Below are 25344 nucleotides of genomic sequence, written 5' to 3'. Positions count from 1 at the left end.
CACACGACGAGGACCTACCGCTGAGCGGCGGCCGAGACAGACGACGGCGAGGACTGATGGCACCCGAACCCGAGGGAAGCGGCGCCGGGATGGCCGAAGGTCCTGAGCACTGGGGCGCGGGTGGCCTGGTGGGAGACGGCCGTTACCGGCTGACCCACCGTCTGGGACGCGGCGGCATGGCCGAGGTGTTCGCCGCCGAGGACGTGCGCCTGGGCCGGACCGTGGCCGTCAAACTCCTGCGCCCCGACCTCGCCGAGGACCCGGTGTCCAAGGCCCGCTTCACGCGCGAGGCGCAGTCGGTCGCCGGCCTCAACCACCACGCCGTCGTCGCCGTGTACGACTCGGGCGAGGACCGGGTCGGCCCCAGCACCGTTCCGTACATCGTCATGGAGCTGGTCGAGGGCCGCACCATCCGCGACCTGCTGATCAGCGCGGAGGCCCCGGGCCCCGACCAGGCGCTGATCATCGTCTCCGGCGTGCTCGAGGCGCTCGCGTACTCGCACCAGCACGGCATCGTGCACCGGGACATCAAGCCCGCCAACGTGATCATCACGGACACGGGCGCGGTCAAGGTGATGGACTTCGGCATCGCGCGCGCCCTGCACGGCGCGCAGTCGACGATGACTCAGACCGGCATGGTCATGGGCACCCCGCAGTACCTGTCGCCGGAACAGGCCCTCGGCAAGGCCGTGGACCACCGCAGCGACCTCTACGCGACCGGCTGCCTGCTCTACGAACTCCTCGCGCTGCGGCCCCCGTTCACCGGGGAGACCCCGCTGTCGGTGGTCTACCAGCACGTCCAGGACGCGCCGGTACCGCCCTCGCAGCTGCCGGAGGGCCATTCCATCCCGCAGGAGCTCGACGGTCTCGTCATGCGCTCGCTGGCCAAGGACCCGGACGACCGGTTCCAGAGCGCCGAGGAGATGCGCGGGCTGGTCCAGTACGCCCTGCAGATGCTGCACGACCAGGGGCCGAACACCGGCACCTGGAACACCGGCCCGGTCACCATGGCGCTGCCGCACGGTCGCGGCCCCCAGCAGACCACGGCGATGCCGATGCCCGGCGGCGGCCACGGCCAGCCGCAGTACGGCGCGCACGCCTCGACCTCGCAGTTCCAGCAGGCGATGGTGCCGCCGCTGAATCCGGACGACGGCTCCGCGTTCCCCGGCGGCGGCGGGAACGGCCACGGCGGCAACGGCGGGTACGACGGCTACGACGGTTACGACGACCGCCCCGGCGGCGGCCGCTGGAAGCTGTGGCTGTTCGCCGTCCTCGCGGTCCTCGCGGTCGCGGGCGGCGTGGCGTACGCGATGCAGGGGATCGGCGGCAAGGGCGAGGACCCGAACAAGAACGCGCCGGTCACGTCCCCCTCGTCGAGCGGCGGCTCGAGCAGCCCGTCCCCGTCGAACACGCCCTCGCGGTCGGAGCAGTCGCACACGTACGACAACTCGCCGTCGCCGAGCCGCAGCAAGTACACGCCGAGCTGGTCGCCGTCGTACACCCCGTCGCAGACCCCGAGTCAGACCCCGTCGAAGTCGAAGTCGCCGAGCCCGACGCCGACGCCGACCCCGACGCCGACTCCCACTCCCACCCCCGAGCGCAACGACGGCAACTGACCGGCGGCCCCGGCGGGTAACCCTGAGTAATGCGAACGGCCCGGTGGTCACGTCAATGACGTGGCCACCGGGCCGTCCGCTTCGGGACCGAGGTCCCTCAGAGCGCGTGCTGGTACTGCCGGTCCAGATTCCCCGCGAGGGTGTGCACGGTGACGAGCTGGGGCTCGATCCGCATGTACACGGGGTCGAATACCGCGCCGTCCACGAAGTGCGGACCGGGACCGAAGAGTTCCAGTTCGGCATTGGTGGGTTCGACGATGTTGGCGGTGCCCGTGAACTGCACCGACCACAACTGGGGGTCCTGGGAATTGAAGTTGTCGGCGCCGTAGGAGACCACGCTGCCATTGCAGGCCTGGTGGTAGCCGAAACCGGCGTGCATTCTCAGGACGACCTTGCCGTTCACCACGATGTGGCGGGCGAGGGCGAGGAAGGGCAGCGCGCGCATGCTGGTGGCGACTCGGCCGTACGGCACCCGGCGCAGCAGTTCGATGGCGTGGAGTTCCTCTGGGGACATGTCACCCACTGTCCGGTACCGACACGGTGCCGGAAAAGAGGAGCCCGCCCCGCACATCGAGGACGTTGGTCCTGAATTAAACAGAACGCCCCGTGGAATTACACGGCCACGGGGCGTCACGCTGCGTTACTGCGGAGGGTTCAGTTCCGCTTCTCCGCCTGCAGGCGGGCCACGTACGCCGCGGCCTGCGAGCGGCGCTCCATGCCCAGCTTGGAGAGCAGGCTGGAGACGTAGTTCTTGATGGTCTTCTCGGCCAGGTGCAGCCGCTCGCCGATCACGCGGTTCGTCAGGCCCTCGCCGATCAGGTCGAGGATCTTGCGCTCCTGCTCGGTGAGGTTGGAGAGCCGGTCGTCGCCCTTGCCGTTCTTGCCGTCGCGCAGCCGCTCCAGCACCCGGGCGGTGGCGACGGGGTCCAGCAGGGACTTGCCGGCCGCGACGTCCCGTACGGCGTTGAGCAGCTCATTGCCGCGGATCGCCTTGAGCACGTAGCCCGAGGCCCCGGCCATGATCGCGTCGAAGAGGGCCTCGTCGTCGGCGAACGAGGTGAGCATCAGGCACTTGATGTCCTCGTTCTGCGAGCGGACCTCGCGGCAGACCTCCACGCCGCTGCCGTCGGGCAGCCGGACGTCGAGCACGGCCACGTCCGGGCGGGTGGCGGGGATGCGGACCAGTGCGTCGGCGGCCGTTCCGGCCTCGCCGACGACCTCGATGTCGGCTTCCATCGACAGCAGCTCGTGTACGCCCCGCCGGACCACCTCGTGGTCGTCCAGGAGGAAAACCTTGATCTTTGCCTGACCGTCTTGTGCGCTCATCGACTACCCGTCCGAGTGGTTGTGCGTCCCCGGATGACCACCGGCGGCGACTCAGCAGAAAAGAGCCACTCGTGTCAAGAAGATGGCCCCTTTCTGCGTCCATCCTAGCGTCGAACTGCCCTAAGGGGCGTTTTTGAGGGCGGAGCGGGCGCAATCGGAGCAAGGCGACATGTCGCCGCCGTCGGGGTGGACCACGTGGCGCGCACGCGTCGTACAAGGGGTCGAGGATTCAAACACTCAAACTCTTCCCTGCCGGTGAAGGCCGGGATAACGTGCCGTTGTTCCGGCCCCCTGCAAGGCTGTGACCAGTGGTTGTTCCCGCTTCAGTCGATTTACTTGGAAATCCAAGCAAAATCGCAGGTCAAGAGGGGTTTCGCAGTTATGCGACGCACTGGGTAACGTGCATTGCGCAGGGCACTCGCCGGGGCACCTGTCACGCCTGAATCCCACACCCGAAGCGCACCCACCCCGTGCGCGGGCGGAGATCCAGGTGAGCCGCACTGGACCCCGGAGAACCCGGGTGCCGGACCGACGGAGGAGCAATCGTGACCGTGGAGAGCACTGCCGCGCGCAAGCCGCGACGCAGCAGCGGCGCCAAGCGGCCGGCCGGCGCGGCAAGCGCCGCCAAGCCCGCCGCTGCCACCGCGAAGACGCATGACGCCGAGCCCCAGCTCGTACAGCTGCTGACGCCTGAAGGGGAGCGGGTCGAGGTCGCGGACCATCCCGACATCGCGGAATTCGCGCCCTTCGTCGCCGACATCACCACCGACGACCTGCGCGATCTGTACCGCGACATGGTCATGACCCGCCGTTTCGACGGCGAGGCGACCGCCCTGCAGCGCCAGGGCGAGCTGGGCCTGTGGGCCTCGCTCCTCGGGCAGGAAGCCGCGCAGATCGGCTCCGGCCGGGCGCTGCGCGACGACGACTACGTCTTCCCGACCTACCGCGAGCACGGCGTGGCCTGGTGCCGCGGGGTCGACCCGACCAACCTCCTCGGCATGTTCCGCGGCGTGAACCACGGTGGCTGGGACCCGACCACCAACAACTTCCACCTGTACACGATCGTCATCGGCTCCCAGACGCTGCACGCGACCGGGTACGCCATGGGCGTGGCCAAGGACGGCGCCGACTCGGCCGTCATCGCCTACTTCGGCGACGGCGCGTCCAGCCAGGGCGACGTCGCGGAGGCCTTCACCTTCTCGGCCGTCTACAACTCGCCCGTGGTGTTCTTCTGCCAGAACAACCAGTGGGCGATCTCCGAGCCGACCGAGCGCCAGATGCGCGTGCCGCTCTACCAGCGCGCGCAGGGCTTCGGCTTCCCGGGCGTCCGGGTGGACGGCAACGACGTACTGGCCTGCCTCGCGGTGACCCGCTGGGCGCTGGAGCGGGCCCGCCGGGGCGAGGGCCCCACGCTGGTCGAGGCGTTCACGTACCGCATGGGCGCGCACACCACCTCCGACGACCCGACGAAGTACCGGCGCGACGAGGAGACGGCGGCCTGGGAGGCCAAGGACCCGATCCTGCGCCTGAAGGCCCACCTGCTGGCCACCGGGGGCGCCGACGAGGCGTACTTCGAGCAGCTCGAGGTGGAGAGCGAGGCACTCGGCAAGCGGGTGCGCGAGGTCGTGCGCTCGATGCCCGACCCGGACACCATGGCGATCTTCGAGAACGTCTACGCGGACGGGCACGCGCTCGTCGACGAGGAGCGCGCGCAGTTCGCCGCCTACCTCGCGTCCTTCGAAGGCGGGGAGTGACCGTCATGGCCGTACAGAAGCTCACCATCGCGAAGGCGCTCAACGATTCGCTCCGCAAGGCCCTGGAGCAGGACCCGAAGGTTCTGATCATGGGTGAGGACGTCGGCAAGCTCGGCGGCGTCTTCCGCATCACCGACGGACTGCAGAAGGACTTCGGCGAGGAGCGGGTCATCGACACCCCGCTCGCCGAGTCGGGCATCGTCGGCACCGCGATCGGCCTGGCCCTGCGCGGGTACCGGCCGGTCGTGGAGATCCAGTTCGACGGGTTCGTCTTCCCCGCGTACGACCAGATCGTCACGCAGCTCGCCAAGATGCACGCGCGTTCGCTCGGCAAGATCAAGATGCCGGTCGTCATCCGCATCCCCTACGCCGGCGGCATCGGCGCGGTGGAGCACCACTCGGAGTCCCCGGAGACGCTGTTCGCGCACGTCCCGGGCCTGAAGGTGGTCTCCCCGTCCAACGCCAGCGACGCCTACTGGATGCTCCAGCAGGCGATCCTCAGCGACGACCCGGTGATCTTCTTCGAGCCGAAGCGCCGCTACTGGGACAAGGGCGAGGTCGACGTCGAGGCCATCCCGGACGCGCTGCACGGCTCGCGGGTGGCGCGCTCGGGCACCGACATCACCCTGGCGGCCTACGGCCCCATGGTGAAGGTGTGCCTGGAGGCGGCCGCGGCCGCCGCCGAGGAGGGCAAGTCGGTGGAGGTCGTGGACCTGCGCTCGATGTCCCCGATCGACTTCGACGGGCTGCAGGCCTCGGTGGAGCGCACCCGCCGGCTCGTGGTCGTCCACGAGGCACCGGTGTTCCTCGGCGTGGGTTCGGAGATCGCCGCTCGCATCACGGAGCGGTGCTTCTACCACCTGGAGGCCCCCGTGCTGCGGGTGGGCGGCTACCACGCCCCGTATCCGCCGGCCCGCCTGGAGGACGAGTACCTGCCGGGCCTGGACAGGGTGCTCGACGCAGTCGACCGCTCGCTGGCGTACTGAGGAGAGCCCTGTGACCATCCGCGAATTCAAGATGCCCGATGTGGGCGAGGGCCTCACCGAGGCCGAGATCCTCAAGTGGTACGTCCAGCCCGGTGACACCGTCACCGACGGCCAGGTCGTCTGCGAGGTCGAGACGGCGAAGGCGGCCGTCGAGCTGCCGATCCCCTTCGACGGCGTCGTGCACGCGCTCCTCTTCGAGGAGGGCGTGACCGTCGACGTCGGCCAGGTCATCATCTCCGTGCAGACCGGTCCGGCGGACGAGGCTCCGGCCGCGGCCGTCGCCGCAGCCCCCGCGGCCGCCGAGGCGGCGCCGGAGGCCCCGGCCGCCCCCGAGGCCCGCCAGCCCGTCCTGGTCGGCTACGGGGTCTCCACCGCCTCCACGAAGCGCCGCCCGCGCAAGGCCGCGCCGCAGCCGGCGGTCGCCGCGCAGAACGGCACCGGCGTCGCCCAGGCGGCCCCGGTGGCCCCCGCGGCCCCGGCCGCTCCCGTCGCGCCCGCCGTCGTGGTGCCGGCGCAGAACGGCACGGGCGCCGGCGGTGCCAGGGCGCTGGCGAAGCCGCCGGTGCGCAAGCTCGCCAAGGACCTCGGCATCGACCTGGCCACCGTGGTCCCGACAGGCGACGGCGGGATCGTGACCCGCGAGGACGTCCACGCGGCGGCCGCCGCGGCGATCGCCCCGCAGGCTCCGGCTCCGGTCGTGGTGGCGGCTCCGGCCGAGGCGGCCGCCCCGGCTCCGGTCCAGGCGGCCCCGGCGGCCGAGACGGCCGCACGGGAGACCCGTATCCCGGTCAAGGGCGTCCGCAAGGTCACCGCCCAGGCCATGGTCGGCTCCGCCTTCACCGCGCCGCACGTCACCGAGTTCATCACCTTCGACGTGACCCGCACGATGAAGCTGGTCCAGGAGCTCAAGGCGGACCCGGACCTCGCGGGGCTCCGGATCAACCCGCTGCTCCTGATCGCCAAGGCCGTCCTCGTGGCCGTCCGCCGCAATCCCGAGGTCAACGCCTCGTGGGACGAGGCGAACCAGGAGATCGTGCTCAAGCACTACGTCAACCTGGGCATCGCGGCGGCCACGCCCCGGGGTCTGATCGTCCCGAACATCAAGGACGCCCACGCCAAGACGCTCCCCGAGCTGTCCGAGGCACTGTCCGCGCTGGTCGGCACGGCCCGCGAGGGCAAGACCTCCCCGGCCGACATGCAGAACGGCACCCTCACCATCACCAACGTGGGCGTCTTCGGCGTCGACACCGGCACGCCCATCCTGAACCCCGGCGAGTCCGCGATCCTCGCGGTCGGCGCGATCAAGCTCCAGCCGTGGGTCCACAAGGGCAAGGTCAAGGCCCGTCAGGTCACCACCCTGGCGCTGTCCTTCGACCACCGCCTCATCGACGGCGAACTCGGCTCCCGCTTCCTCGCGGACATCGCCGCCGTCCTGGAGCACCCCCGCCGTCTGATCACCTGGTCCTGACGGCCCGGTTCCGGCCTCCGGGCATCTCGCCCGGAGGCCGGGATTTCGTATCGAACCGCCTCTGACGTGCGGAAATGCTGTGGGGAACGTCCCCATCCGGTGTGATCATCGGCCCATGCACTTCCGCGCTGCCACAGCAGACCCCACCGACCTGGACCGCGCCCTCGCCTACCCGGCCGACGGCCCCGTCCCCGCCCTCACCCCCGAGAAGATCCGCGAGGAGCTCGCGGCGAACCGGATGCGCCCCGAGTGGACCTGGATCGCCGAGGACGAGGACGGCGAGATCCTGGCCCGCGCCCTGTGGTGGGGCCGCGCGGACAGCGAACGTCCCGTCGCGCTCGACTGCCTCCAGGTACGCGAGAACGTCGCCGATCCGGCCGCCGTCGCCGCCGGCCTGCTCGCCGCCGGGCACGCCGCCTTCGGCAAGTTCCCGGACTACAACATCTCCCTGCCCCGCGACTGGCGCACCAGCCCGGACGGCCTGGCCGACGCCGTCGCCTGGCGGCAGAAGGCCGCCGCCGAGGCCGGCCTGAGCCGCGAGATCGAACGGCTGCGCTTCGAATGGACCCCGGCCGCCGGGACCGCGGAGCCCACCGGCCGGCTCGTCTTCCGCGAGGGCACCGACGAGGAGTTCCTCGACGTCTTCGTCCGCCTCTCGCAGGGCAGCCTGGACCTGCACACGCAGAACGAGCTGCGCACGATCGACGCCGAGGAACTGGCGCGCGACGACATCGAGTTCTACACCGACTGCCCCGGAGAGCGCTCCTGGTGGCGGCTGGCCGAGCTCCCGGACGGCACCCTCGCCGGCATGGCGATCCCCTCCGCGACCCCGTACCACCGCAACGTCGGCTACCTCGGCGTGGTCCCCGAGCAGCGCGGCAAGGGCCTGATCGACGAGATCCTCGCCGAGATCACCCGCTTCCACGCCGGAGAGGGCGCCGACCGCATCACCGCCACCACGGACACGGTGAACGCCCCGATGGCCGCCGCCTTCACCCGCGCCGGCTACGAGATCACCGAGATCCGCCTGGTCATGGAACCCTCCTCGGACTCCTGACCCCGGCCGGCCGGCGGTCCGTTCGCGGACACGGGGCGCCCGCCGGCCCCGGGAGGCGGTAGCCTCCCGGGCCGGGAGAGGGGTGGGGCAGGTGTCCATCGCCGAGTTGCAGGTGTATGCCGTCGAGGCGGCCGATGCCACGGGCGGCGTGTGCGTGGTGCGGTGCGTCGGCGGGGCCGCGCGGGCCGGGCAGGTCTACGCGGTCGGGGAGCTCAGGCTCGGGCTGCGGCGCATCGAGCGGTACGGGCGCGCGGTGGAGTTCCTCGACGCGGGGCACACGGGCCGGGCCCACCTCACGGGGGCGGTGGTCGCGCTGCTCGCCCGGGGGCAGGTGCTGACGTACGTACCGCCGGAGGGGCACGCGCTGGCGGAAGTGGAGGCGTGGCTGGCCACCGGGCCCTCGCTGCTGGAGGAGCCGCATCCGGGCCCGCTGCGGGCGCTGGCGACCGCCAGGATGCAGGACGAGGCCCTGCCCGACGGGGTGCGGCTGCGCTGGGGGCGGATCGCGCTGGCCGCGATCGACCGGGCGGGCCGGCCCGAGGAACAGCCGTACGTACGCTCCTACTTGATCCAGCGCTTCGGCCCGGGCGCGCAGGGCGACCCCGACCGCGACCCCGCCGCGCTCTGCCGCGACGTGCTGGCCCGCTTCGAGCTGACGCCGGCCCAGGCGGCCGCGCAGGCCCGCGCCTGGCGGGACCTGCCGCGCCCCGCCATCCTGTGCCTGCGCCGCATCAAGAACCTGATCCCGTGCATGGCCCCGGCCCGCCCCCACCTGGCCGCCACCGACCCCTTGGCGCGGACGGTCGACGCGTGGTCGCGGATCCGGGCGCAGCTGCCGTAGCCGGTGGGGGATTCCGGCAGCCTGAAGCCCGGTTCAGGATTATCAGTCCCGATCCACGCCGGCCTTCGCCGCGTTGCCCAGGACCTTCGTCGGGGTGACGCGGAGGACCACGCGGACCTGCTCGGCCGGGGCGTCCGCGTACTCGCGGGCCGCCTCCGGGCCGACGTACTCCGACGCGATCCGCACGGCGACGGCCCGGCCGGTGTCCTCGGTGACGGTGGCGGTGCCGCGGATCTCGGCGTAGAGGTAGGGGTTGGCCAGGTCGAAGACGGTCAGGCCGATCCGGGAATCCCGCGCTATGTTGCGCTCCTTGACGCGCCCGCGCTCCGTGGAGATCAGGACGTCGTCCCCGTCGCGGGTCACCCACACCACCGAACTCTGCGGGCTGCCGTCGGCGTTCAGCGTCGCCAGCACCGCCGGGTGCGGGGCGTCGAGCAACTTGCGTACCGTGTCGTTCAGTTCGAGAGTCATGCCCGTCACGGTAATCGCCGGGTACGAGCACCCGTACGGGATTTCCCGCCGCCCCGAGCCGATTACGGCAAGTCCGCCCGCTCCCGCCAGGGGATGTTGCGCCAGGGGCCCGCCGGGTCGGTGGTCAGGGTGAGGTGGGTGGCCAGGGCCCCCGCGTACCACTCCCCGAACTCCTCCTCGTCGAAGTGCAGGCACCGGCCCAGCGCGTACCCGGCGGAGAACTCCTCCCACGAGCGGTACGTCCCGCGGGCCGCCTCCCCGGCGCGCAGTACGCCGCGTTCGGCGTCGGCGAGCGTGCCGTAGCGGGTGCCCACGCCCCAGCGGGCCATCTGCGAGGCCCGGCCGTAGTCCCAGCCCTCGACGGAGCGGACCCAGCCCCCTTCGGGGAGCAGCCCGTCGGCGCGGAAGCGCTGCTCGTAGCGGGCGATCCGGCCGATCAGCCGCTGCACCCCGGCGACCTCGCCCTCCACCTCGGCGGTGGGACGGGGCTCGGCGACGGTGACCCCCTCGGGGGTGAGCTGCGGTTCGGCGGCCCGCTCGGCGCTGTGGCGCAGGCTGGAGGCCGCCGCGTGCCGCCAGTGCTCGACGTCGACCGGGCCGGCGAAGTCGGAGGCGAGGACGCGGCGCACCCGCAGCGCGAACTCCCAGACGGGGCTGACGATCTCGGCGGCGAGCATCCGGCGCAGGACGTCGTGCCAGCCCTCGGGGGTGGTGATGCCCCAGGCCTTGCGCAGGCGTTCGCGCTCCCGGGTGTAGCCGTTGCCGTGGTAGGCCAGTGCGTTCCAGAATTCCCCGTTGGAGACGGCGAGATGGGCCCCGACGGCCAGTCCGTGCGCGACGGGCCCGTGCAGCGGCCCGCCGGTGTGCAGGGTGTGCACGGCGCCGGAGGCGAGCCCCCAGGCCGGGGCGACGGCGTCCCAGTGCGCGCGCCAGCGGGCCCGGTCGGCGGGGGTGGTGGTCAGGTAGGCCTCGGCGGGGGAGCCGGGGTTCACGGCGAGGTGGGGCGGGTCCGCGGAGTCCCAGGCCTCGGCGAACCAGGCGAGGGACTGGCGCACGTACACGGTGTGCGGGTCGGGGACGGGCAGCATGCCGCGCGTGTAGACGGCCAGGCTGCGGCCGTCGGGAGCGGGGTGGAAGCGGGCCTGCGTGGGCTCGGCGTCGACGTGCGCGCGGAACTGCGGCATGAACAGCTCGCTGCGCGCCAGGGCGTCGAGGTATCCCGGCCAGTCGCCGCGCGTCTTGGCCCCGTAGAGCTCCCGCTCGATGGAGCTCGGCGCTATCCACCCATCCATGCGGGTCAGCCTAACGGGGCGCCGACGAGCCCTTCCCGGGGGGAATGGGGAGGAAGGTCCGGCTCGTTGGAGTCTCGTAGCGGGGTGTCGCGGAGTGCCGGGGCCCGCCGCTGCCCGCGGGCGCAGGGGCCGGGCCGGGGGCGTCCGGGGCCCACAGGACGATCGGCGACTTCCGGCCAATAGATGAAGACTGAATTGCCCTGGGGTCCAGCACCTGGGGGCCGGAATCAGGGCAGATCCGGCCAACGTTTTGAGCCGCGCGAGGACGAGAGAGATTACATTGGCAAACCGGTAGCCCTGCTAGTTACTTTCGCTGCTGTCGTTCCTCGGGGTGTGTCCGAAGGTAACGGCAGCCGACCGGTGAGGAGTCCGATGGCCGACGTAGTGGCCCAGTGTCGACTGAGCGTCCGTTCGGCGCCGTCGGATCCGGCCAGTCTCCCCGTTTTCGACCGATGTTGCTGAATCTTGCGGAAATGCGATCCATGACCCAAGAGCAAGGTATGCATCGACAGGAAGGCTTGTTCGTCCATGAGGAAAGTTTCTTCTTCACCTCGTGTCACTTCTCCCCATCTCGTCGAACTCGGTAAATTCCTCATGGCGCGCCGGGCCGAAGTCACTCCGTTCCAAGTGGGGCTCCCGGACGCCGGAAAGCGGCGGACCCCGGGATTGCGCCGGGAGGAAGTCGCGCTGCTCGCCGGGGTGGGCGTCTCCTGGTACACCTGGATCGAACAGGGCCGCGCCGAGAACGTGTCGGGCGAGGTCCTCGACTCCGTGGCCCGGGTCCTGCAGCTCAACGACAACCAGCGGGTGTACCTGCGCCACCTCGCCGGGATCCAGGCCAACTACCCGCTCCCGGAGTCGGCCCCGGCCTCCGTGGAGCTCCAGCCCTTCGTCGAGAACTGGCTGCCCAACCCGGCGTACATCTCGGACCACCGCTGGAACATCATCGTCGCGAACGACGCGGCGCAGGTCCTGCTGGGCATCGAGGACGGCCCGTACAACGTGCTGCGGGAGTTCTTCCTCAGCGGCCGGGTGCGCGAGTCCTATCCGCGCTGGGAGGAGGACGCCCCCTCCGTCGTGGCGCGCTTCCGCAGTCAGGCCGGCCAGCACGCCGACGACACCGGCATCCAGGACCTCGTCGACGAGCTGAGCGAGGCCAGCGGTTTCTTCGCGGAGCTGTGGGACCGGCACGAGGTGATCGAGGACTCGTGCGGGCCGGAGTTCCTGCACCATCCGGGGGTCGGCGAACTGCACTTCACCCGGGCGACGCTCGACTTCACGCCCCGGATAGCCGTGCGCATGACCGTCTTCCTGCCCGCTCCGGGCACCGGGACCGAGTCGGCCGTGCGCAGGATCTCCCACCTGGGCCTCGGCGCCCGCCTGCGCCTGCTGCGGGAGGCGCAGTGACCCCCGTACCGGACTCCGCCGCGCACCCCGCCGGGGAGCTGACGGCCCTGCCCTCCCTGCGGCTCGGCGAGCACCGGCTGACGTACCTGCCGGACGGACACGTGCAGCTCGACCCGCGGGCCTGGTTCCCGGAGGCGCCCGCCGCGTACTGGGAGGACAAGGGCTCCCACCTCGACGACGAGGGGTTCCTGACCGGCTCGATCGGCGCGCTGCTGGTCGAGCACGGGGACCGGGCGCTGCTCATCGACACCGGCTTCGGCCCGGCCCGGATCCCGGCCGACCGGACGATCCCCCCGCTCGGCAGGATCGAGGGCGGGCTGCTCCCGGACAGCCTGGCCGCGGTGGGCCGCGGCTTCGCCTCCATCGACGCGGTCGCCTTCACCCACCTCCACGACGACCACGTCGGCTGGGCCTTCGCAGAGGCTCCGGGCGGCCCGGGGCTGCTCCTGGAGAACGCCGACTTCATCGCCTCCGAGGGGGAGTGGCGCGGCCGGCCGGTGCCGGAGACGGCCGCGCGGGCGCTGCGCGGCCGGATCGTGACCGCGGCGGACGGGGACGAGGTCTTCCCCGGGGTACGGGTCCTGGCGACGCCGGGCCACACCCCCGGCCACACCTCGTACGAGATCGCCTCGGGCGGCTCCCGCCTGATCGTCTTCGGGGACGTGCTGCACTCTCCCCTCCAGGTGGCGCACCCCGAGTGGCGGGTGGCCTCGGACACCGACCCGGCGGGGGCGGTACGCAGCCGCCGGCGGGTCCTGGAGGAACTGGGCCGGCCCGGCACGTACGGGTTCGGCGGGCACTTCGCCGGCGCGGTCTTCGGCGAACTGGTCGCGGACGGCGCGGGTCCGCGCTGGCGGACGCTGCCCTGACGTCGCGCGACGGGCCGCGCGGGCCCGTTGTCGCGCTCAATATGTTGGCGTGACCAATATGTTGAGCACGCACTGGTATGCGGGGCGGGCCGGCCCGAGGCTGGATACATGTCCAGGCCGCTTGCGCACATGGCGCCCTTCACCAGTCCGTCAGCCTCTTTTCCTCCCTCCGCTCCCTCCGCTCCCTCTGCTCTCGCCGTTCTAACCGTTCTCCCCGAGTTTCCCCGTTGGGAAATCAGCCCGGGAACGGGGGCCGGAGCATGAATGCCGTCGCCGGAACGGCGACGCCCGCACCGTCCGTGGATTCCCGGCAGTTCCGGTCCGTACTGGGCCGGTTCACCACCGGAGTAGTGGCCGTCACCGCCTTGCGGGCGGGTGATTCTGCCCCGGTCGGACTGGCCGTGAATTCCTTTTCCGCGGTTTCTCTGGAACCGCCGCTCATTCTGTTCTGCGTGGCCCGTACGAGCACCAGCTGGCCGCAAGTCCGTTCCGCCGGGCGGTTCTGCGTCAATATCCTCGGCGAGGGCCAGCGCGAGCTCAGCACGCGCTTCGCCACCAGCGGTGCCGACAAATTCGACGGGGTCCGGTGGACGCCCGCCCCCAGTGGAATGCCCGTGCTCGACGGGGCCATCGGCTGGCTCGACTGCGTGGTCGAGGCCGAGTACCCGGCCGGGGACCACGACGTGGTCATAGCCCGCGTCCGGCACCTGGACGGCGACGAGGACGGCTCGCCACTGGTCTTCTTCCGCGGCCTGTACGGCAGGTACGCGGCCTCGTAGCCGCAACGCGTCCCCCGGCGCCGCGCATCCGTACCCCGGCGCCGCGCATCCGTACCCCCGGTACCGCATACCCGTGCTCCGGCCCGGCGCCTCGGCACCCCGCGCCTCGGCACCCGGCGCCCCGGCACCCGCGCCCCGGCACCCCTCACCCTGCCCCGTGCCCCCGTGAACCCCGCGCCGCGCGACCCCCGAAAGGAACCCGCATGCCCACGCCCACCCCTTCCACCCCCTCCGAGCGGCCCATCGGCGTCGGCATCGTCGGCCTCAGCGCCGACGGCGGCTGGGGTGCGCGCGGTCACCTGCCGGCGCTGCGCGCCGTGAAGGGCTTCGAACTGCGGGCCCTGTCCGCCTCCACCCCGCAGTCGGCCGAGAAGGCCGCCGCCGCCTTCGGCGTACCGCTGGCCTTCACCGACGCGGCCGAGCTGGCCGCCCACGAGGACGTGGACCTCGTCGTCGTCGCGGTCCGCGTGCCGCAGCACCGGGAGCTGATCGTCCCGGCCCTGGAGGCCGGGAAGGCGGTGCTCAGCGAGTGGCCGCTCGGCAACGGCCTCGCGGAGGCCGAGGAGCTCGCGGACCTGGCCCGCGAGCGGGGGGTCCGTACGGCCGTGGGCCTGCAGGCCCGGTCGGCGCCGGTCGTGCGCCACCTGCGCGACCTGGTCGCCGACGGCTACGTGGGGGAGGTGCTCTCCACCAGCCTGGTCGCTTCGGGCGGCGGCTGGGGCCCGGTCGTCGCCTCGCGTACGGCGTACGTCGTGGACCGCGCCAACGGGGCGACGATGCTGACGGTGCCCTTCGGCCACACCGTGGACGCGCTGACCATGGTCCTGTCGGACTTCGCCGAGGTCACCGCCACGACGGCGACCCGCCGCCCGCTGGTGCGCGTCGCCGAGACCGGCGAGGGCCTGCCGCAGAGCGCCGAGGACCAGATCGCGGTGACGGGCGTGCTGGAGAGCGGCGCGGTGGCCTCCGTGCACTACCGCGGCGGCTCCTCCCGCTCCACGAACCTGCTCTGGGAGATCAACGGCACCGAGGGCGACCTGGTCGTCTCCGGGGACTCGGGCCACCTGCAGTTCGGCCAGGTCACCCTCCGGGGCGCGCGCGGCAAGAGCACCGAGCTCGTGGAACTGCCCGTCCCCGACCGCTACCGCCTCGTACCCGGGCCGGCCGGGCCGGCCTCCGTGGTCGCCCACGCCTACGCACAGCTGTGGACGGACCTCACCGAAGGCACCTCCACCGCCCCCGACTTCGACCACGCCGTGCGCCACCACCGGCTGCTGGACCGGATCACGCGGGCGGCCGCCACCGGCATCCGCCAGTAGCCCCGGCGCACTCACCCCGCACCACACACCACCGCCCACCACCATCCGTACGTCCACAAGGAGAACCGTGCACACCGGCTTCGGAGCCTTCCTCTCGCCCCTCCACGAACCCGGTCAGGACCCCCACCTGACCATCCGCCGCGATCTCCAGCTCATCGAGCACCTGGACGAGCTGAACTTCGACGAGGCGTGGTTCGGCGAGCACCACTCGCTGGGCTGGCCGTCGATCGGCGCCCCGGAGACCCTGATCGCCGCCGCCGCCGAGCGCACCCGTCAGATCAAGCTCGCCAACGGCGTGGTGACGCTGCCCTTCCACCACCCGTTCCACGTCGCGACCCGCGCCCTCCTCCTGGACCACCTCACCCGGGGCCGCTACATCCTCGGCGTCGGCCCCGGGGCCACCCCCAACGACGCGCACATGCTGGGGCTGGACCTCGGCGAGCTCAAGCGGATGGCCCGCGAGGCCATCCCCGCCGTCATCGAGCTGGTCAACGGTGAGGAGCGGATCACCGAGAAGACCGACTGGTACACGCTGCAGGACGCCAAGATGCAGCTGCCCCGGTACAGCAAGCCCGGGATCGAGATGGCCGTCTCCAGCGTCGGCAGCCCGAACAGCCCCCAGCTCGCGGGCAAGTACGGGCTGGGCCTGCTCTCCTTCGGCGCCCCGCCGCCCGGCTACCCGGCCGTGGACCTCGCCCGGCAGTGGCAGTACGCCGAGGAGTCCGCCGAGGAGCACGGACAGCGCGTGGACCGCGCGAACTGGCGCATCGCGGTGCCGCTGTACATCGCGGAGACCCGCGAGGAGGCCTACCGCGACGCCCGCGCCGGCTTCGGCAAGTGGCTGCACGGCTACTGGGGCGAGGCCGTCGGGGTGGACGTCGTCACCCCCGGGGTCAAGGAGTCCCAGGAGCTGGAGGCCGCGGTCGAGCAGGGCCGCGCCATCGTCGGCTCCGTCGAGGACGCCGTCGAGGCGATCCAGCGGCTCCAGGAGACCACCGGCGGCTTCGGCACCTTCCTCAGCTACGCCGTGAACTGGGCCTCCTTCGAGAAGACCAAGCGCAGCTACGAACTGCTCGCCACCCACGTGGCACCGCACTTCTCCGGCACCACCCGCCGGGGCACCGAATCGGTCGAGTGGAGTGTGGAGCACCGCCACCTCTTCCCGCACACCGAGGCCCTGCGCAAGAGGATCGGCTGATGGCGACGCCCGCGACGAGGATCGCGGTCGTCGGTGCCTACGGCTCGGGGAAGACGCTCTTCTCCACCGCCCTGTCCCACCTGACCGGTCTGCCGCGCACGCACGGCTCCCCGATGCGGGAGCCGATCGGTGGCGAGGGCCGCAGCGTCCACAACTGGACCCCGGGCCAGCTCCTGCAGCTGACCGTCAACCGGTACGCGGAGCGGCTGCTGGGCGAGGCCCGCGAGCCCGCCGGGTTCATCTCGGACGGCTCGGTCGTCCACGAGTGGGTCTACGCCAAGGTGCGCCTGCTGGCCGGGTCCTACCCGGGTACGGACGTACCGCTGTCGGACCGCCACCGCTCGGCCGAGACCGCCGTACTGGAGGACGTCGCGGACGAGTTCGGGCTGCTGGCCCGGCGGCACGCCGAAGGGGCGTACGACGCCTTCGTGCACCTGCCGGTCGAGTTCGAACTCGCCGAGGACAACCGGCCGATCAACGAGAACTTCCGACGGCTCTCCGACGCCGTCCTGCTGCCCGCGCTGCACGCCTCGCCGCTGCCCGTGATCACGGTCACCGGAAGCCTGGAAGAGCGGCTGGAACAGGCCCGCGAGCAGCTGGGGTTCGAGCCCGTCACCACCATCGGCGAGGCCGTCCGGCTCGCCGCCGCACCGTCGAACTGAAGGAAGCGAACGCCCTATGCCCGCCATGGAAGTTCCCAGTTTCAAGGACAATCCGAAGCTCAAACTGGCCATATCCGGGACCTACTCCACGGGTAAGTCCACGACGACCGAGGCGCTGTCCATCGCCACCGGTATCCCCCGTACGCACGCGAAGACCTCGCGCGAGCTCCTGGTCGACCTCGTCCCGGGCAAGACCGTGATGGAGCTCAACGCCATGGAGCTGGTCAAGCTCGGGCTGCGCCGCTTCGAGGAGCGGGTGCACAACGAGTCCAGCGGCGAGGCCTTCATCTCCGACGGCGGCGTCTTCCACGAGTGGGTCTACTTCGAGGCCCGCATGCGCGTGGGGATCAACCCGGGCGCCGACTGGTGGCTGCGGGGCGTCAAGAAGGTCATGGGGGTGCCGGTCAAGCACTTCTACCAGCGCTACACCAACACCCTGGGCGACATCACCCGGGACCGTGCCAAGCGCATCTACGACGCGTACGTCCACCTCCCCGTCGAGTTCGACATGGAGCCCGACGGCCACCGCCCGGTGTCGGAGAAGTTCCGCCGGCTCTCGGACGACCTGCTCATCGAGGCGCTGGACAAGATGGAGATCCCGTACCGGGTCATCGGCGGTCCGATCCCCGACCGCATCGAGCAGATCGTCAAGATCTTCGACCTGCCCGTGGTGGTCCCGATCGAGGAGGCCATCGAGGAGGCCGAGCGCCGGGTCAAGGCGGACATCGAGGACCTCAAGGCCGACGCCCGCTTCCACGAGGCGCAGCGCCAGAAGTCCTTCGGCCGCAAGCTCGCCTACGCGATGCGCTACTGAGCCGCGCAGGGTCCCCCTCGCCTCCCGCTCCCTCCCCGCCCCCGCTCCACCGCTCCTCCCCACCGACCGTTCCAACGAAGGGAACCGGCGTGCCCACCAGCGTGCCAACCAAGCCGCGTCGTCTGGGAGCCGTCCTCGGACTGCTCGCGTTCGCCCAGATGATCATCGCGATCGACTACAACATCGTCTTCGTCTCGCTGCCGGAGATCGGTGAAAGCCTCGGCTTCAGCGCGCAGAACCTCCAGTGGATCGTGTCCGCGTACGCGGTCGCGTTCGGTGGTTTCCTGCTGCTGGGCGGCCGGGCCACGGACCTCTTCGGCCGCAAGCGGATGTTCATCCTCGGCCTGTTCCTCTACGCCGCCTCCTCGCTGGCCGGCGGCCTGGCCGAGGACCAGTGGCTGCTGATCGCGGCCCGTGCGGTCCAGGGTCTCGGCGGCGCCTTCCTGGCCCCCGCCACCCTGTCGCTGGTCACCACCCTCTTCGCGGAGGGGGCCGAGCGGAACAAGGCCCTCTCGGTGTGGGGCGGTGCGGGCGGCTCCGGCATGGTGCTGGGCTCGATCCTCGGCGGTCTGCTCACGGACGCGTTCGGCTGGCCGTCCGTGTTCTACGTCAACGTGATCCTGGCCGGCGGGGCGATGTTCATCGCCTTCACCCTGCTGCCGGCCGACCGCTCCACCGGAGCGGGCTCCTTCGACCTGCCCGGTGCGCTGACCGGCACCCTCGCCTCCACCCTGCTGGTGTTCGCGCTGGTCCAGGGCCCGGACGCGGGCTGGGGCTCGGCCCGCGTGCTGGTCTCGCTGGCGGTCGCGGTCGTCATGCTCGTGGCGTTCGTCGCCATCGAGAGCAAGTCGAAGGCGCCGATGGTCCCGCTGCGGCTGTTCTCCAACCGCAACCTGTCCACGGGCGCCGTCATCACCTTCCTGTTCATGGCGACCTTCGGCGCGCTGGCGTACTTCCTCACCCAGTTCTGGCAGGTCGCACAGGGGTACAGCGCCTGGGCCACCGGTTTCGCGTTCGTCGTACCGTCCGGCAGCGTGCTGATCGGCACCATCATCGGCGGCAAGTCCGCCACCAAGCTCGGCGTGCGCACCACCCTGTTCGTCTCGCTGGCCATGGGCCTCGTCGGCACCGTCGCGCTGGCGCTGTCGATCTCCGAGGACGTGTCCTACGCGGTGCTCGTGCCCTCCCTCGTCCTGCTCTCGGTGGGCCAGGGCATGGTGTTCACCACCATGTACGCCGCCGCCACCACCGGTGTGCGGGCCGAGGACCAGGGCATCGGCGGGGGCATCGCCACCACGGGGCAGCAGATCGGCGGGGCCGTCGGCCTCGCGGTCCTGATCGCCGTCGCGGGCGGCTCCGGCGGGGAGGGCGCGGTCGACACGGCTGCGCTGACCGACGGCGTGGTCACCGCAACGTGGGCCATCGCGGCCGGCATCGCGCTCACGGTGCTCGTGGTGCTGAACCTGAAGAAGCCCGCGGAACAGGCCGGCTCCGCCGACCCGGTCGCCGCCGGCGACGCGGCCGGTGCGCCGGCCGAGGTGTCCGGCCGCGCCTGACGGTCCGGTGCGGGCCGAAGCGCTGAAGTGCTGAACGCCGGCGATGCCCGGATGCCTTTCGCGGGGACTCCCGGGGCATCGCCGACGCCGTCAACACCCGGCTCCGTAAGGGGAGCCGGTGTCATACGAAGGACACTCTATGACTACGGCAACACCGCTCCCCCCGCTGTCCCTCGGTTCCGTGGACGAGTTCCTCGGAGCACGAGAGAAACGATTCTTCGGTGAGGGGTTCAAGCGGGTCACCCACTCCCTGACCGACATCCGCGTCGCACCCGACGAGGACGGCGGGCTGATCGAGGCCACCGCCGGACTCCACATCCCCGGCGGCTGGTCCACCAAGGGCGAGACCAGCCAGCGGCCCCACCTGTCCACCATCGACGTCATGCTGTTCGGCGCCCGGCTGACGGGCCTCTACCTGGCCCACGCCCACGGTGCCGCGGCGGACGGCCAGTTCACCGTCCGCGCCCTGACCATCAGGGCCGGCCGGCAGCCGCAGGAGGACGGCCTGGACACCTTCCCGGTGTCCGGCCGCCACCTGTCGACCGTCCGGGCCGACGGGATCGCGGTCACCACCCTGGAGTGCCGCATCGGACTCCTGACCGTCCGCGTCGAGGCCGGGCACCACGGATCGGCCACCGCCCTGCGCGGCGAGGGGCGTTACGCCCGCGCCGAGGAGCTGCCCGGCCCGTGGAACACCGCGCCCTTCGGCACTTCCCACCACGGCCGCCGCCAGCTGCTCACCGCGGTCGAGGCGGACGTCGCCGGGCTCACGGCCTCCGCCGAGCTGGCCCTCACCGGTGAGGCGGAGGTCACCGGTGGGGCGGGCGGCCCGGCCGATGGTTCCGGCGGCCCTTCCACCGGTCCCGGCGGCCCGCGGGCGACGGCGATCGACCTGTTCGTCTCCGCCCTGCAGCTGGGGCAGGTACTGCTCTACGGGCTCGACGGCGTCGACCGCGCCACCAGCAACACCCTGTGGATGCGGCGCACGTCGATCGAGCCCGTGACCGGGGCCGGGGTCGTGACGGGGCCCGGCTCCGACGCCGGCTCCGGCGGTTCCTCCAGCCGCTTCGAAGTACGCCTGGAGGAGCCGCGGTTGCTGCCCTCCAAGCAGGGCACCTGGCGCTCGGCCGACATCGTCGCCGACCTCGGCGGGCTCCGGCTGCGCTGCTCGGTGGCCCACCTGCTGCCCGCGCAGCCCGCACAGCCCGCGCCGACCGCGGTACCCGCACAGCCCGCGCCGAGCGCCGTACCCGCACAGCCGAAGTCCACCCGTTGATCCCACACCCCGGGAGGGGAGCCGTCATGTCCAAGGCCGCCGTACTCGCGGGCCTCGGTGCTTATCTGCCGCCCCGCCGAGTCACCAACGAGGAACTCGCCGACCGCTTCGACACCACCGACGAATGGATCACCACCCGTACCGGGATACGGACCCGCCGCTGGGCCGATCCGGGGACCTCCACCGGAGACCTCGCCGTCGAGGCGGGCCACCGCGCGCTGAAGTCCGCGGACATCTCCCCGGACGGCGACGCGATCGACCTGGTCGTCCTCGCCACCACCACCCCCGACTTCAACTGCCCGGCGACCGCCCCGGAGGTCGCCGCGCGCCTCGGGCTCGGCCACGCCGCCGCCTACGACATCAGCGCCGTCTGCTCCGGCTTCGTCTACGCGCTGGAGACCGCGGCCAACGCCATCGCCGCCGGCCGGGCCCGGGCCGTCCTGGTCATCGGCGCCGAGACCTACTCCACCATCCTCAACCCCGAGGACCGGGCCACGTCCGTCATCTTCGGAGACGGCGCGGGCGCCGTGGTCCTGCGCGCGGGCAGCCCCGACGAACCGGGGGCACTGGCCGGCTTCGACCTGGGCTCCGACGGCACGCAGCGGGAGCTGATCTCCATCCCCGCCGGCGGGTCGCGCCAGCGCTCCAGCGGGGTCGCACCGCGCGAGGGCGAGGAGTACTTCACCATGCAGGGCCGCAAGGTCTTCACCTCGGCCGTGCAGCACATGACCGGCTCCTCCCGGACCCTCCTGGAGCGCCTCGGCTGGACCACGGAGTCCGTGGGCCACTTGGTCGGCCACCAGGCCAACGTACGCATCCTGCGCGCGGTCGCCGAACAGCTCGACATCCCCGCCGAGCGGGCCGTGGTCAACCTGGACCAGGTCGGCAACACCTCCGCCGCCTCGATCCCGCTCGCCCTGGCCGACGCGGCGTCCGCCGGGACGCTCGTCCCGGGGGAGCGGCTGCTGCTCACCGCCTTCGGCGGCGGGGTCACCTGGGGCTCGGCCGCCCTGACCTGGCCCGACATCACCGCCGTCTGAGGGCCCCGGCCGCGCCGCCGCCCCGGCCCGCGCGAGGGCCCGTACCCGCGCGCGAACCCCGTACTTCCCCGAACCGCCACCACCGCAAGGACGTGAACATGTCCCAGTCCGCCCCCGCCCCCGCCCCCGCCCCCGCCCCCGCCCTCGCCGAAGCCGTGCTCGGCATCGTGCGCACCAAGTTCGAGGCCCCCGAGGGCACCACCGCGCAGACGGCCTACGAGGAGATGGAGTTCGACTCCCTCGTCCTGCTGGAGCTGGCCGTGCACCTGTCGAACGTGTTCCGGATCGACGTCACCGACGACGAGATCCTCAAGACCGGGAACGTCGAGGAGACCGCGGGTCTGCTCGCCGCCAAGGGAGCCCGAGTCTGACCCGAGACCGGCCGCGGCGGCCGTAGGTGTCCCCTTCACCGCCGGCCGCCGCGGCCACCCGCGTACCCGAGGAGCCCACTTGACCACCATCCGCCGTGCGGCGTTCTTCGACGTCGACGGGACCCTGACCACCGCCACGACGCTCTTCCGGTTCCTGGAGTACCGGCTGGCGGCCGACGGGCACCCCCCGCACGTCTACCGGCACGAGCGCCAGCGGCTGCGGGCCATGACCGCCGCGGGCGCGGCCCGCACCGAGACCAACCGGGCCCACTTCGCCTGCTACGCCGGCGAGGACGCCGCACGCGTCGCCGCGCTCGCCGAGGAATGGTTCGCCGCCGAACTGCGGGCCGGGGACTTCCTCCACGAGCCCGCCGTGACCGCGCTGCGCCGCCACCAGGACGCCGGGGACCGGATCGTGCTCGTCTCCGGCTCCTTCCCGGCCCCGCTCGCGCCCCTCGCCCGGCTGCTGGACGCCGACGCGGTCCTGTGCACCGAGCCCGAGATCCTCGCCGGCCGGTACACCGGGAAGGTGGCCCTGCCGATGATCGGCCGGGCCAAGGCGGACGCCGCGCGCGTCTGGGCGGCGCACCACGGCGTCTCCCTGGCCGACTCCACCGCGTACGGGGACCACTCCTCCGACCTGCCGATCCTCGAACTCACCGGCCGGGCCGGGGTGATCGGCGGCGACGAGGAGATGCGCCACCGCGCGCGGTGCCACGGCTGGCAGCAGCTGCCGGGCACCCTCCCGCCCGCCCCGCTCGCCCTGCCCTCCCTGCGCTGAACGGCTCCGCGCCGCCCCCTGGGGCGTGTCCTTCGGATCAGGCCGGGCCCGATCCGAAAGACACGCCCCCGGCGCCGCCGCAGCCTTGTCCTGAAGAGAAACGGAAGTACCCCTCACCATGCGCGCAGTCGCCATCCTGGACTTCGGTGAACCGTCCGTACTGGAAGTCATCGACCGGAACATCCCGGACCCGGGACCGGGCGAACTCCGCATCCGGGTCACGGCCGCCGCGGTGAACCCCGCCGACCTGATGCTGCGCTCCGGCGAGCTCGCCGCGTTCCTGGAGGACCTGGAGCCCCCGTACGTCCCCGGCATGGACGTCTCCGGGGTGGTCGACGCCACCGGGGCGGGCACCCTCTTCGCGCTGGGCGACCGGGTGATGGCCTTCGTCAACCCGTACCGTCCGCAGGGCGGGGCGCAGGCCGAGTACGTCGTCGTCCCGGTCGAGGACGCGGTCCTGCTGCCGGAGCGCCTCGACCTGGTCAGCGCGGCCGGGCTGCCGCTGAACGGGCTCACCGCCCACCAGGCCCTGCACCTGCTCCGGCTGCCCCGCAGGTCCTCGCTGGCCGTCACCGGCGCGGGCGGCGCGCTGGGCGGCTTCGCCGTGCAGCTGGCCGTCCACCGCGGGCTGCGGGTGTTCGCCGAGGCCGCCGCCGAGGACGAACCCCTGCTGCGGCGGCTCGGCGTCGACGTGATCGTGCCGCGCGGCCGGGACCTCGCCGCCCACTACCGCAAGGTCGTCCCGGAGGGCGTCGACGCCCTGATCGACGCGGCCGTCATCGGGGCCCCCGCGCTCGGCGCGGTCAGGGACGGCGGACAGTTCGTCACCTGCCGTCCCGTGGAGCTCGCCATGGAGCGGGGCATCCGGCGGCTCTCGGCCGACGTACTGGCCTACCCGCTCCGCAGCTCCGCGCTGTCCGAGCTGGCGGCGCTGGCGGGCGAGGGCGTACTGACCCCCCGGACGGCCGCCGTCCTGCGGCCGCAGGAGGCGGCGTGGGCGCACTGGCGGCTGGCGGCGGGCGGGATCCGCGGGCGCCAGCTCATCACCTTCCACCGCCCGGGCGGGGACTGTGACGTGAGGTGACGGGGGCCACCCCTTCACGAGGGTGCAGCACACCCCGAGGGTGACGGCATCTCGGCAGGTCAGGGGCGTACGTACGCCAGTTGCGCGGCGTGTCACAGCGCCGGCAACCAGGCTTCCGGTTGCGGTCGGTGACGGGGTGTCGGTGAGTGGGCGGGGACACGTCCCATGTCAGCGCTGTCCCCGTTGTGTCCCCGCCGTGGCCCCTCCGGGCCCCCTCGACAGGAGAGTTCCGTTGCACCGCATCACGCGCTACACCGTCCCCGCCGCCCTCTGCCTCAGCCTGCTGGCCGTGTCCCCCGGCCTGGCATCGGCCTCCGCCGAGTCCGCGAAGCCACAGGCCGCGGTGGCGGGGAAGGCCATCCCGGGCACCGAGGCGCTGCTCGCCCAGGTCCAGTCGCTGGGCGCCGTCGGCGGGTTGCTCAAACCCGTCACCGATCTGCTGGCGGCCGTACTGAAGTCCCCCGACGGCAAGCTGCCGGAAGCGGACCTGGCCGCCTTCAAGGAGAAGATCGACGCGGCGGTCGCGGAGCTGAAGAAGAGCCTGCCGGCCGCCCCGGCCCTGCCCGTGCCGCTCCCGCCGGTGGACGCGCCGAAGCTTCCGGTGGACCCGCCGAAGCTGCCGGTGGAAGCGCCGCCGCTGCCCGTGCCGCTTCCCCCGGTGGAGGCGCCGAAGCTGCCCGTCGACGCGCCGCCGCTGCCGGTGGACGCGCCGAAGCTGCCCGTCGAGGCGCCCAAGCTGCCGCTCGACGCGCCCAAGCTCCCCGTGGACGCCCCGAAGCTGCCGGTCGCGCTGCCCGTGGCCGCGCGGAAGGCCGCGGGTCCGCTCGACCTGGTCACCGGTGCCATCGACAAGCTCAAGGCCTCCGTGGACGGCCTGACCAAGGCCGCCGGCCCCTGCGGCTGCTCCACGGACGCCAAGGCCAAGGCCACCGACGTGGTGACCGACCTCGTCGCCGCCCTCGTCGCGCTGCTGACCGGCGCCGGCCTGCCCGGACTGCCCCAGCTGCCGGTCCCGGCACCGGCGCTCCCGGTGCCGCTCCCCGTCGAATAACCGAGGCTCGGCAACGGCGGTCGCGGCGGCACACCACGGCGCACCGCGGCGCCCGCCCGTGCGCGAACGGCGTGCGACCGCCGTGCCGCCGCGCGACCGTACGGACCCCCTTGACGTGCCCTTCGGCGGGGTGGACGCTCCCCGGGCTCGGATCCGTACGGTTGCATTGGGGGGCCGGAATGCCGGAGCAGTCGGAGCAGTCCCAGGAGCCCGTCCAGTCGGCCGGGGAGCTGCGGGCCCAACTCGCGGCCCACGGGGCGAGATGGTCCGTGAGCGAGCACCTCGCCGACGACGACCCCGTCCCCAGGCCCTCGTTGGGCCTGGGG

The 25344-nt window shown here is 72.3% G+C and carries 24 protein-coding genes; 20 read left to right on the top strand and 4 right to left on the bottom strand.

Annotated elements, in window-relative coordinates:
- The first annotated feature begins 56 nt into the window (after positions 1-56).
- The gene (locus ACWGDE_RS02470) at positions 57-1616 is read left to right on the top strand and encodes a protein kinase domain-containing protein (RefSeq protein ID WP_453387102.1); all 1560 of its coding nucleotides are present in this window, start codon (positions 57-59) and stop codon (positions 1614-1616) included.
- A gap of 97 nt (positions 1617-1713) precedes the next feature.
- Here the strand turns inward: ACWGDE_RS02470 and ACWGDE_RS02465 are convergent, their stop codons facing one another.
- Positions 1714-2130 carry a pyridoxamine 5'-phosphate oxidase family protein gene (locus ACWGDE_RS02465; RefSeq protein WP_453387101.1) on the bottom strand — a complete coding sequence of 139 codons (417 nt, stop codon included), beginning with the start codon at positions 2128-2130 and terminating at the stop codon, positions 1714-1716.
- A 140-nt stretch (positions 2131-2270) separates the two neighbouring features.
- Positions 2271-2942 (bottom strand): response regulator, encoded by a 672-nt coding sequence (locus ACWGDE_RS02460; protein WP_453387100.1) that lies wholly within the window; start codon positions 2940-2942, stop codon positions 2271-2273.
- A 545-nt stretch (positions 2943-3487) separates the two neighbouring features.
- Here ACWGDE_RS02460 and pdhA point away from each other — a divergent pair.
- From pdhA to ACWGDE_RS02435, 5 genes are all read left to right on the top strand, one after another.
- Positions 3488-4696, top strand: coding sequence for a pyruvate dehydrogenase (acetyl-transferring) E1 component subunit alpha (gene pdhA / locus ACWGDE_RS02455; RefSeq protein WP_453387099.1), 1209 nt, complete (start codon positions 3488-3490; stop codon positions 4694-4696).
- 5 nt (positions 4697-4701) lie between these two features.
- The gene (locus ACWGDE_RS02450; RefSeq protein WP_453387098.1) at positions 4702-5682 is read left to right on the top strand and encodes an alpha-ketoacid dehydrogenase subunit beta; all 981 of its coding nucleotides are present in this window, start codon (positions 4702-4704) and stop codon (positions 5680-5682) included.
- 31 nt (positions 5683-5713) lie between these two features.
- Positions 5714-7150, top strand: coding sequence for a dihydrolipoamide acetyltransferase family protein (locus tag ACWGDE_RS02445; protein WP_453387151.1), 1437 nt, complete (start codon positions 5714-5716; stop codon positions 7148-7150).
- Between the two features lie 115 nt (positions 7151-7265).
- Positions 7266-8207, top strand: coding sequence for a GNAT family N-acetyltransferase (locus ACWGDE_RS02440; protein WP_453387097.1), 942 nt, complete (start codon positions 7266-7268; stop codon positions 8205-8207).
- A 91-nt stretch (positions 8208-8298) separates the two neighbouring features.
- Positions 8299-9048 carry a hypothetical protein gene (locus tag ACWGDE_RS02435; RefSeq protein ID WP_453387096.1) on the top strand — a complete coding sequence of 250 codons (750 nt, stop codon included), beginning with the start codon at positions 8299-8301 and terminating at the stop codon, positions 9046-9048.
- Between the two features lie 42 nt (positions 9049-9090).
- Here ACWGDE_RS02435 and ACWGDE_RS02430 read toward each other — a convergent pair whose 3' ends face one another.
- Positions 9091-9519: a PPOX class F420-dependent oxidoreductase gene (locus ACWGDE_RS02430; protein ID WP_453387095.1), complete on the bottom strand. Its 429-nt coding sequence runs from the start codon at positions 9517-9519 to the stop codon at positions 9091-9093.
- A 62-nt stretch (positions 9520-9581) separates the two neighbouring features.
- Positions 9582-10811: a DUF1266 domain-containing protein gene (locus ACWGDE_RS02425; protein ID WP_453387094.1), complete on the bottom strand. Its 1230-nt coding sequence runs from the start codon at positions 10809-10811 to the stop codon at positions 9582-9584.
- Positions 10812-11339: 528 nt separating this feature from the next.
- Between ACWGDE_RS02425 and ACWGDE_RS02420 the strand changes: the two genes are divergently transcribed.
- From ACWGDE_RS02420 to ACWGDE_RS02355, 14 genes are all read left to right on the top strand, one after another.
- Entirely contained in the window at positions 11340-12218 is an 879-nt protein-coding gene (locus ACWGDE_RS02420) for a helix-turn-helix transcriptional regulator (protein ID WP_453387093.1), read from the top strand.
- Positions 12215-13087 carry an MBL fold metallo-hydrolase gene (locus tag ACWGDE_RS02415; RefSeq protein WP_453387092.1) on the top strand — a complete coding sequence of 291 codons (873 nt, stop codon included), beginning with the start codon at positions 12215-12217 and terminating at the stop codon, positions 13085-13087. The genes ACWGDE_RS02420 and ACWGDE_RS02415 overlap by 4 nt, the downstream gene beginning before the upstream one ends.
- A gap of 77 nt (positions 13088-13164) precedes the next feature.
- On the top strand, positions 13165-13866 hold the full coding sequence (locus ACWGDE_RS02410; protein WP_453387091.1) for a flavin reductase family protein: 702 nt from the start codon (positions 13165-13167) through the stop codon (positions 13864-13866).
- 203 nt (positions 13867-14069) lie between these two features.
- The gene (locus tag ACWGDE_RS02405) at positions 14070-15185 is read left to right on the top strand and encodes a Gfo/Idh/MocA family protein (protein ID WP_453387090.1); all 1116 of its coding nucleotides are present in this window, start codon (positions 14070-14072) and stop codon (positions 15183-15185) included.
- 67 nt (positions 15186-15252) lie between these two features.
- Positions 15253-16383 (top strand): LLM class flavin-dependent oxidoreductase, encoded by a 1131-nt coding sequence (locus ACWGDE_RS02400; protein WP_453387089.1) that lies wholly within the window; start codon positions 15253-15255, stop codon positions 16381-16383.
- Entirely contained in the window at positions 16383-17045 is a 663-nt protein-coding gene (locus ACWGDE_RS02395; RefSeq protein ID WP_453387088.1) for an AAA family ATPase, read from the top strand. The genes ACWGDE_RS02400 and ACWGDE_RS02395 overlap by 1 nt, the downstream gene beginning before the upstream one ends.
- 16 nt (positions 17046-17061) lie before the next feature.
- Positions 17062-17859: an ATP/GTP-binding protein gene (locus ACWGDE_RS02390; RefSeq protein WP_453387087.1), complete on the top strand. Its 798-nt coding sequence runs from the start codon at positions 17062-17064 to the stop codon at positions 17857-17859.
- Positions 17860-17948: 89 nt separating this feature from the next.
- Positions 17949-19415, top strand: coding sequence for an MFS transporter (locus ACWGDE_RS02385; RefSeq protein WP_453387086.1), 1467 nt, complete (start codon positions 17949-17951; stop codon positions 19413-19415).
- 139 nt (positions 19416-19554) lie between these two features.
- Positions 19555-20691 carry an AvrD family protein gene (locus tag ACWGDE_RS02380; RefSeq protein WP_453387085.1) on the top strand — a complete coding sequence of 379 codons (1137 nt, stop codon included), beginning with the start codon at positions 19555-19557 and terminating at the stop codon, positions 20689-20691.
- Between the two features lie 26 nt (positions 20692-20717).
- Complete coding sequence (locus ACWGDE_RS02375; protein ID WP_453387084.1) at positions 20718-21731, top strand: beta-ketoacyl-ACP synthase III; 1014 nt, start codon at positions 20718-20720, stop codon at positions 21729-21731.
- A gap of 98 nt (positions 21732-21829) precedes the next feature.
- Positions 21830-22102 (top strand): phosphopantetheine-binding protein, encoded by a 273-nt coding sequence (locus tag ACWGDE_RS02370; RefSeq protein WP_453387083.1) that lies wholly within the window; start codon positions 21830-21832, stop codon positions 22100-22102.
- Positions 22103-22181: 79 nt separating this feature from the next.
- On the top strand, positions 22182-22883 hold the full coding sequence (locus tag ACWGDE_RS02365) for an HAD family hydrolase (protein WP_453387082.1): 702 nt from the start codon (positions 22182-22184) through the stop codon (positions 22881-22883).
- Positions 22884-23001: 118 nt separating this feature from the next.
- Positions 23002-23967 carry an NADP-dependent oxidoreductase gene (locus tag ACWGDE_RS02360; RefSeq protein ID WP_453387081.1) on the top strand — a complete coding sequence of 322 codons (966 nt, stop codon included), beginning with the start codon at positions 23002-23004 and terminating at the stop codon, positions 23965-23967.
- A gap of 232 nt (positions 23968-24199) precedes the next feature.
- Positions 24200-25018, top strand: a complete 819-nt coding sequence (locus ACWGDE_RS02355) for a hypothetical protein (protein ID WP_453387080.1) — start codon at positions 24200-24202, stop codon at positions 25016-25018.
- Positions 25019-25344 lie beyond the last annotated feature (326 nt).

Source organism: Streptomyces sp. NPDC054956 (genome assembly GCF_053609185.1).
Note: the sequence above shows the minus strand (reverse complement) of the source record. Positions and strands in the feature narration are given on the sequence as shown.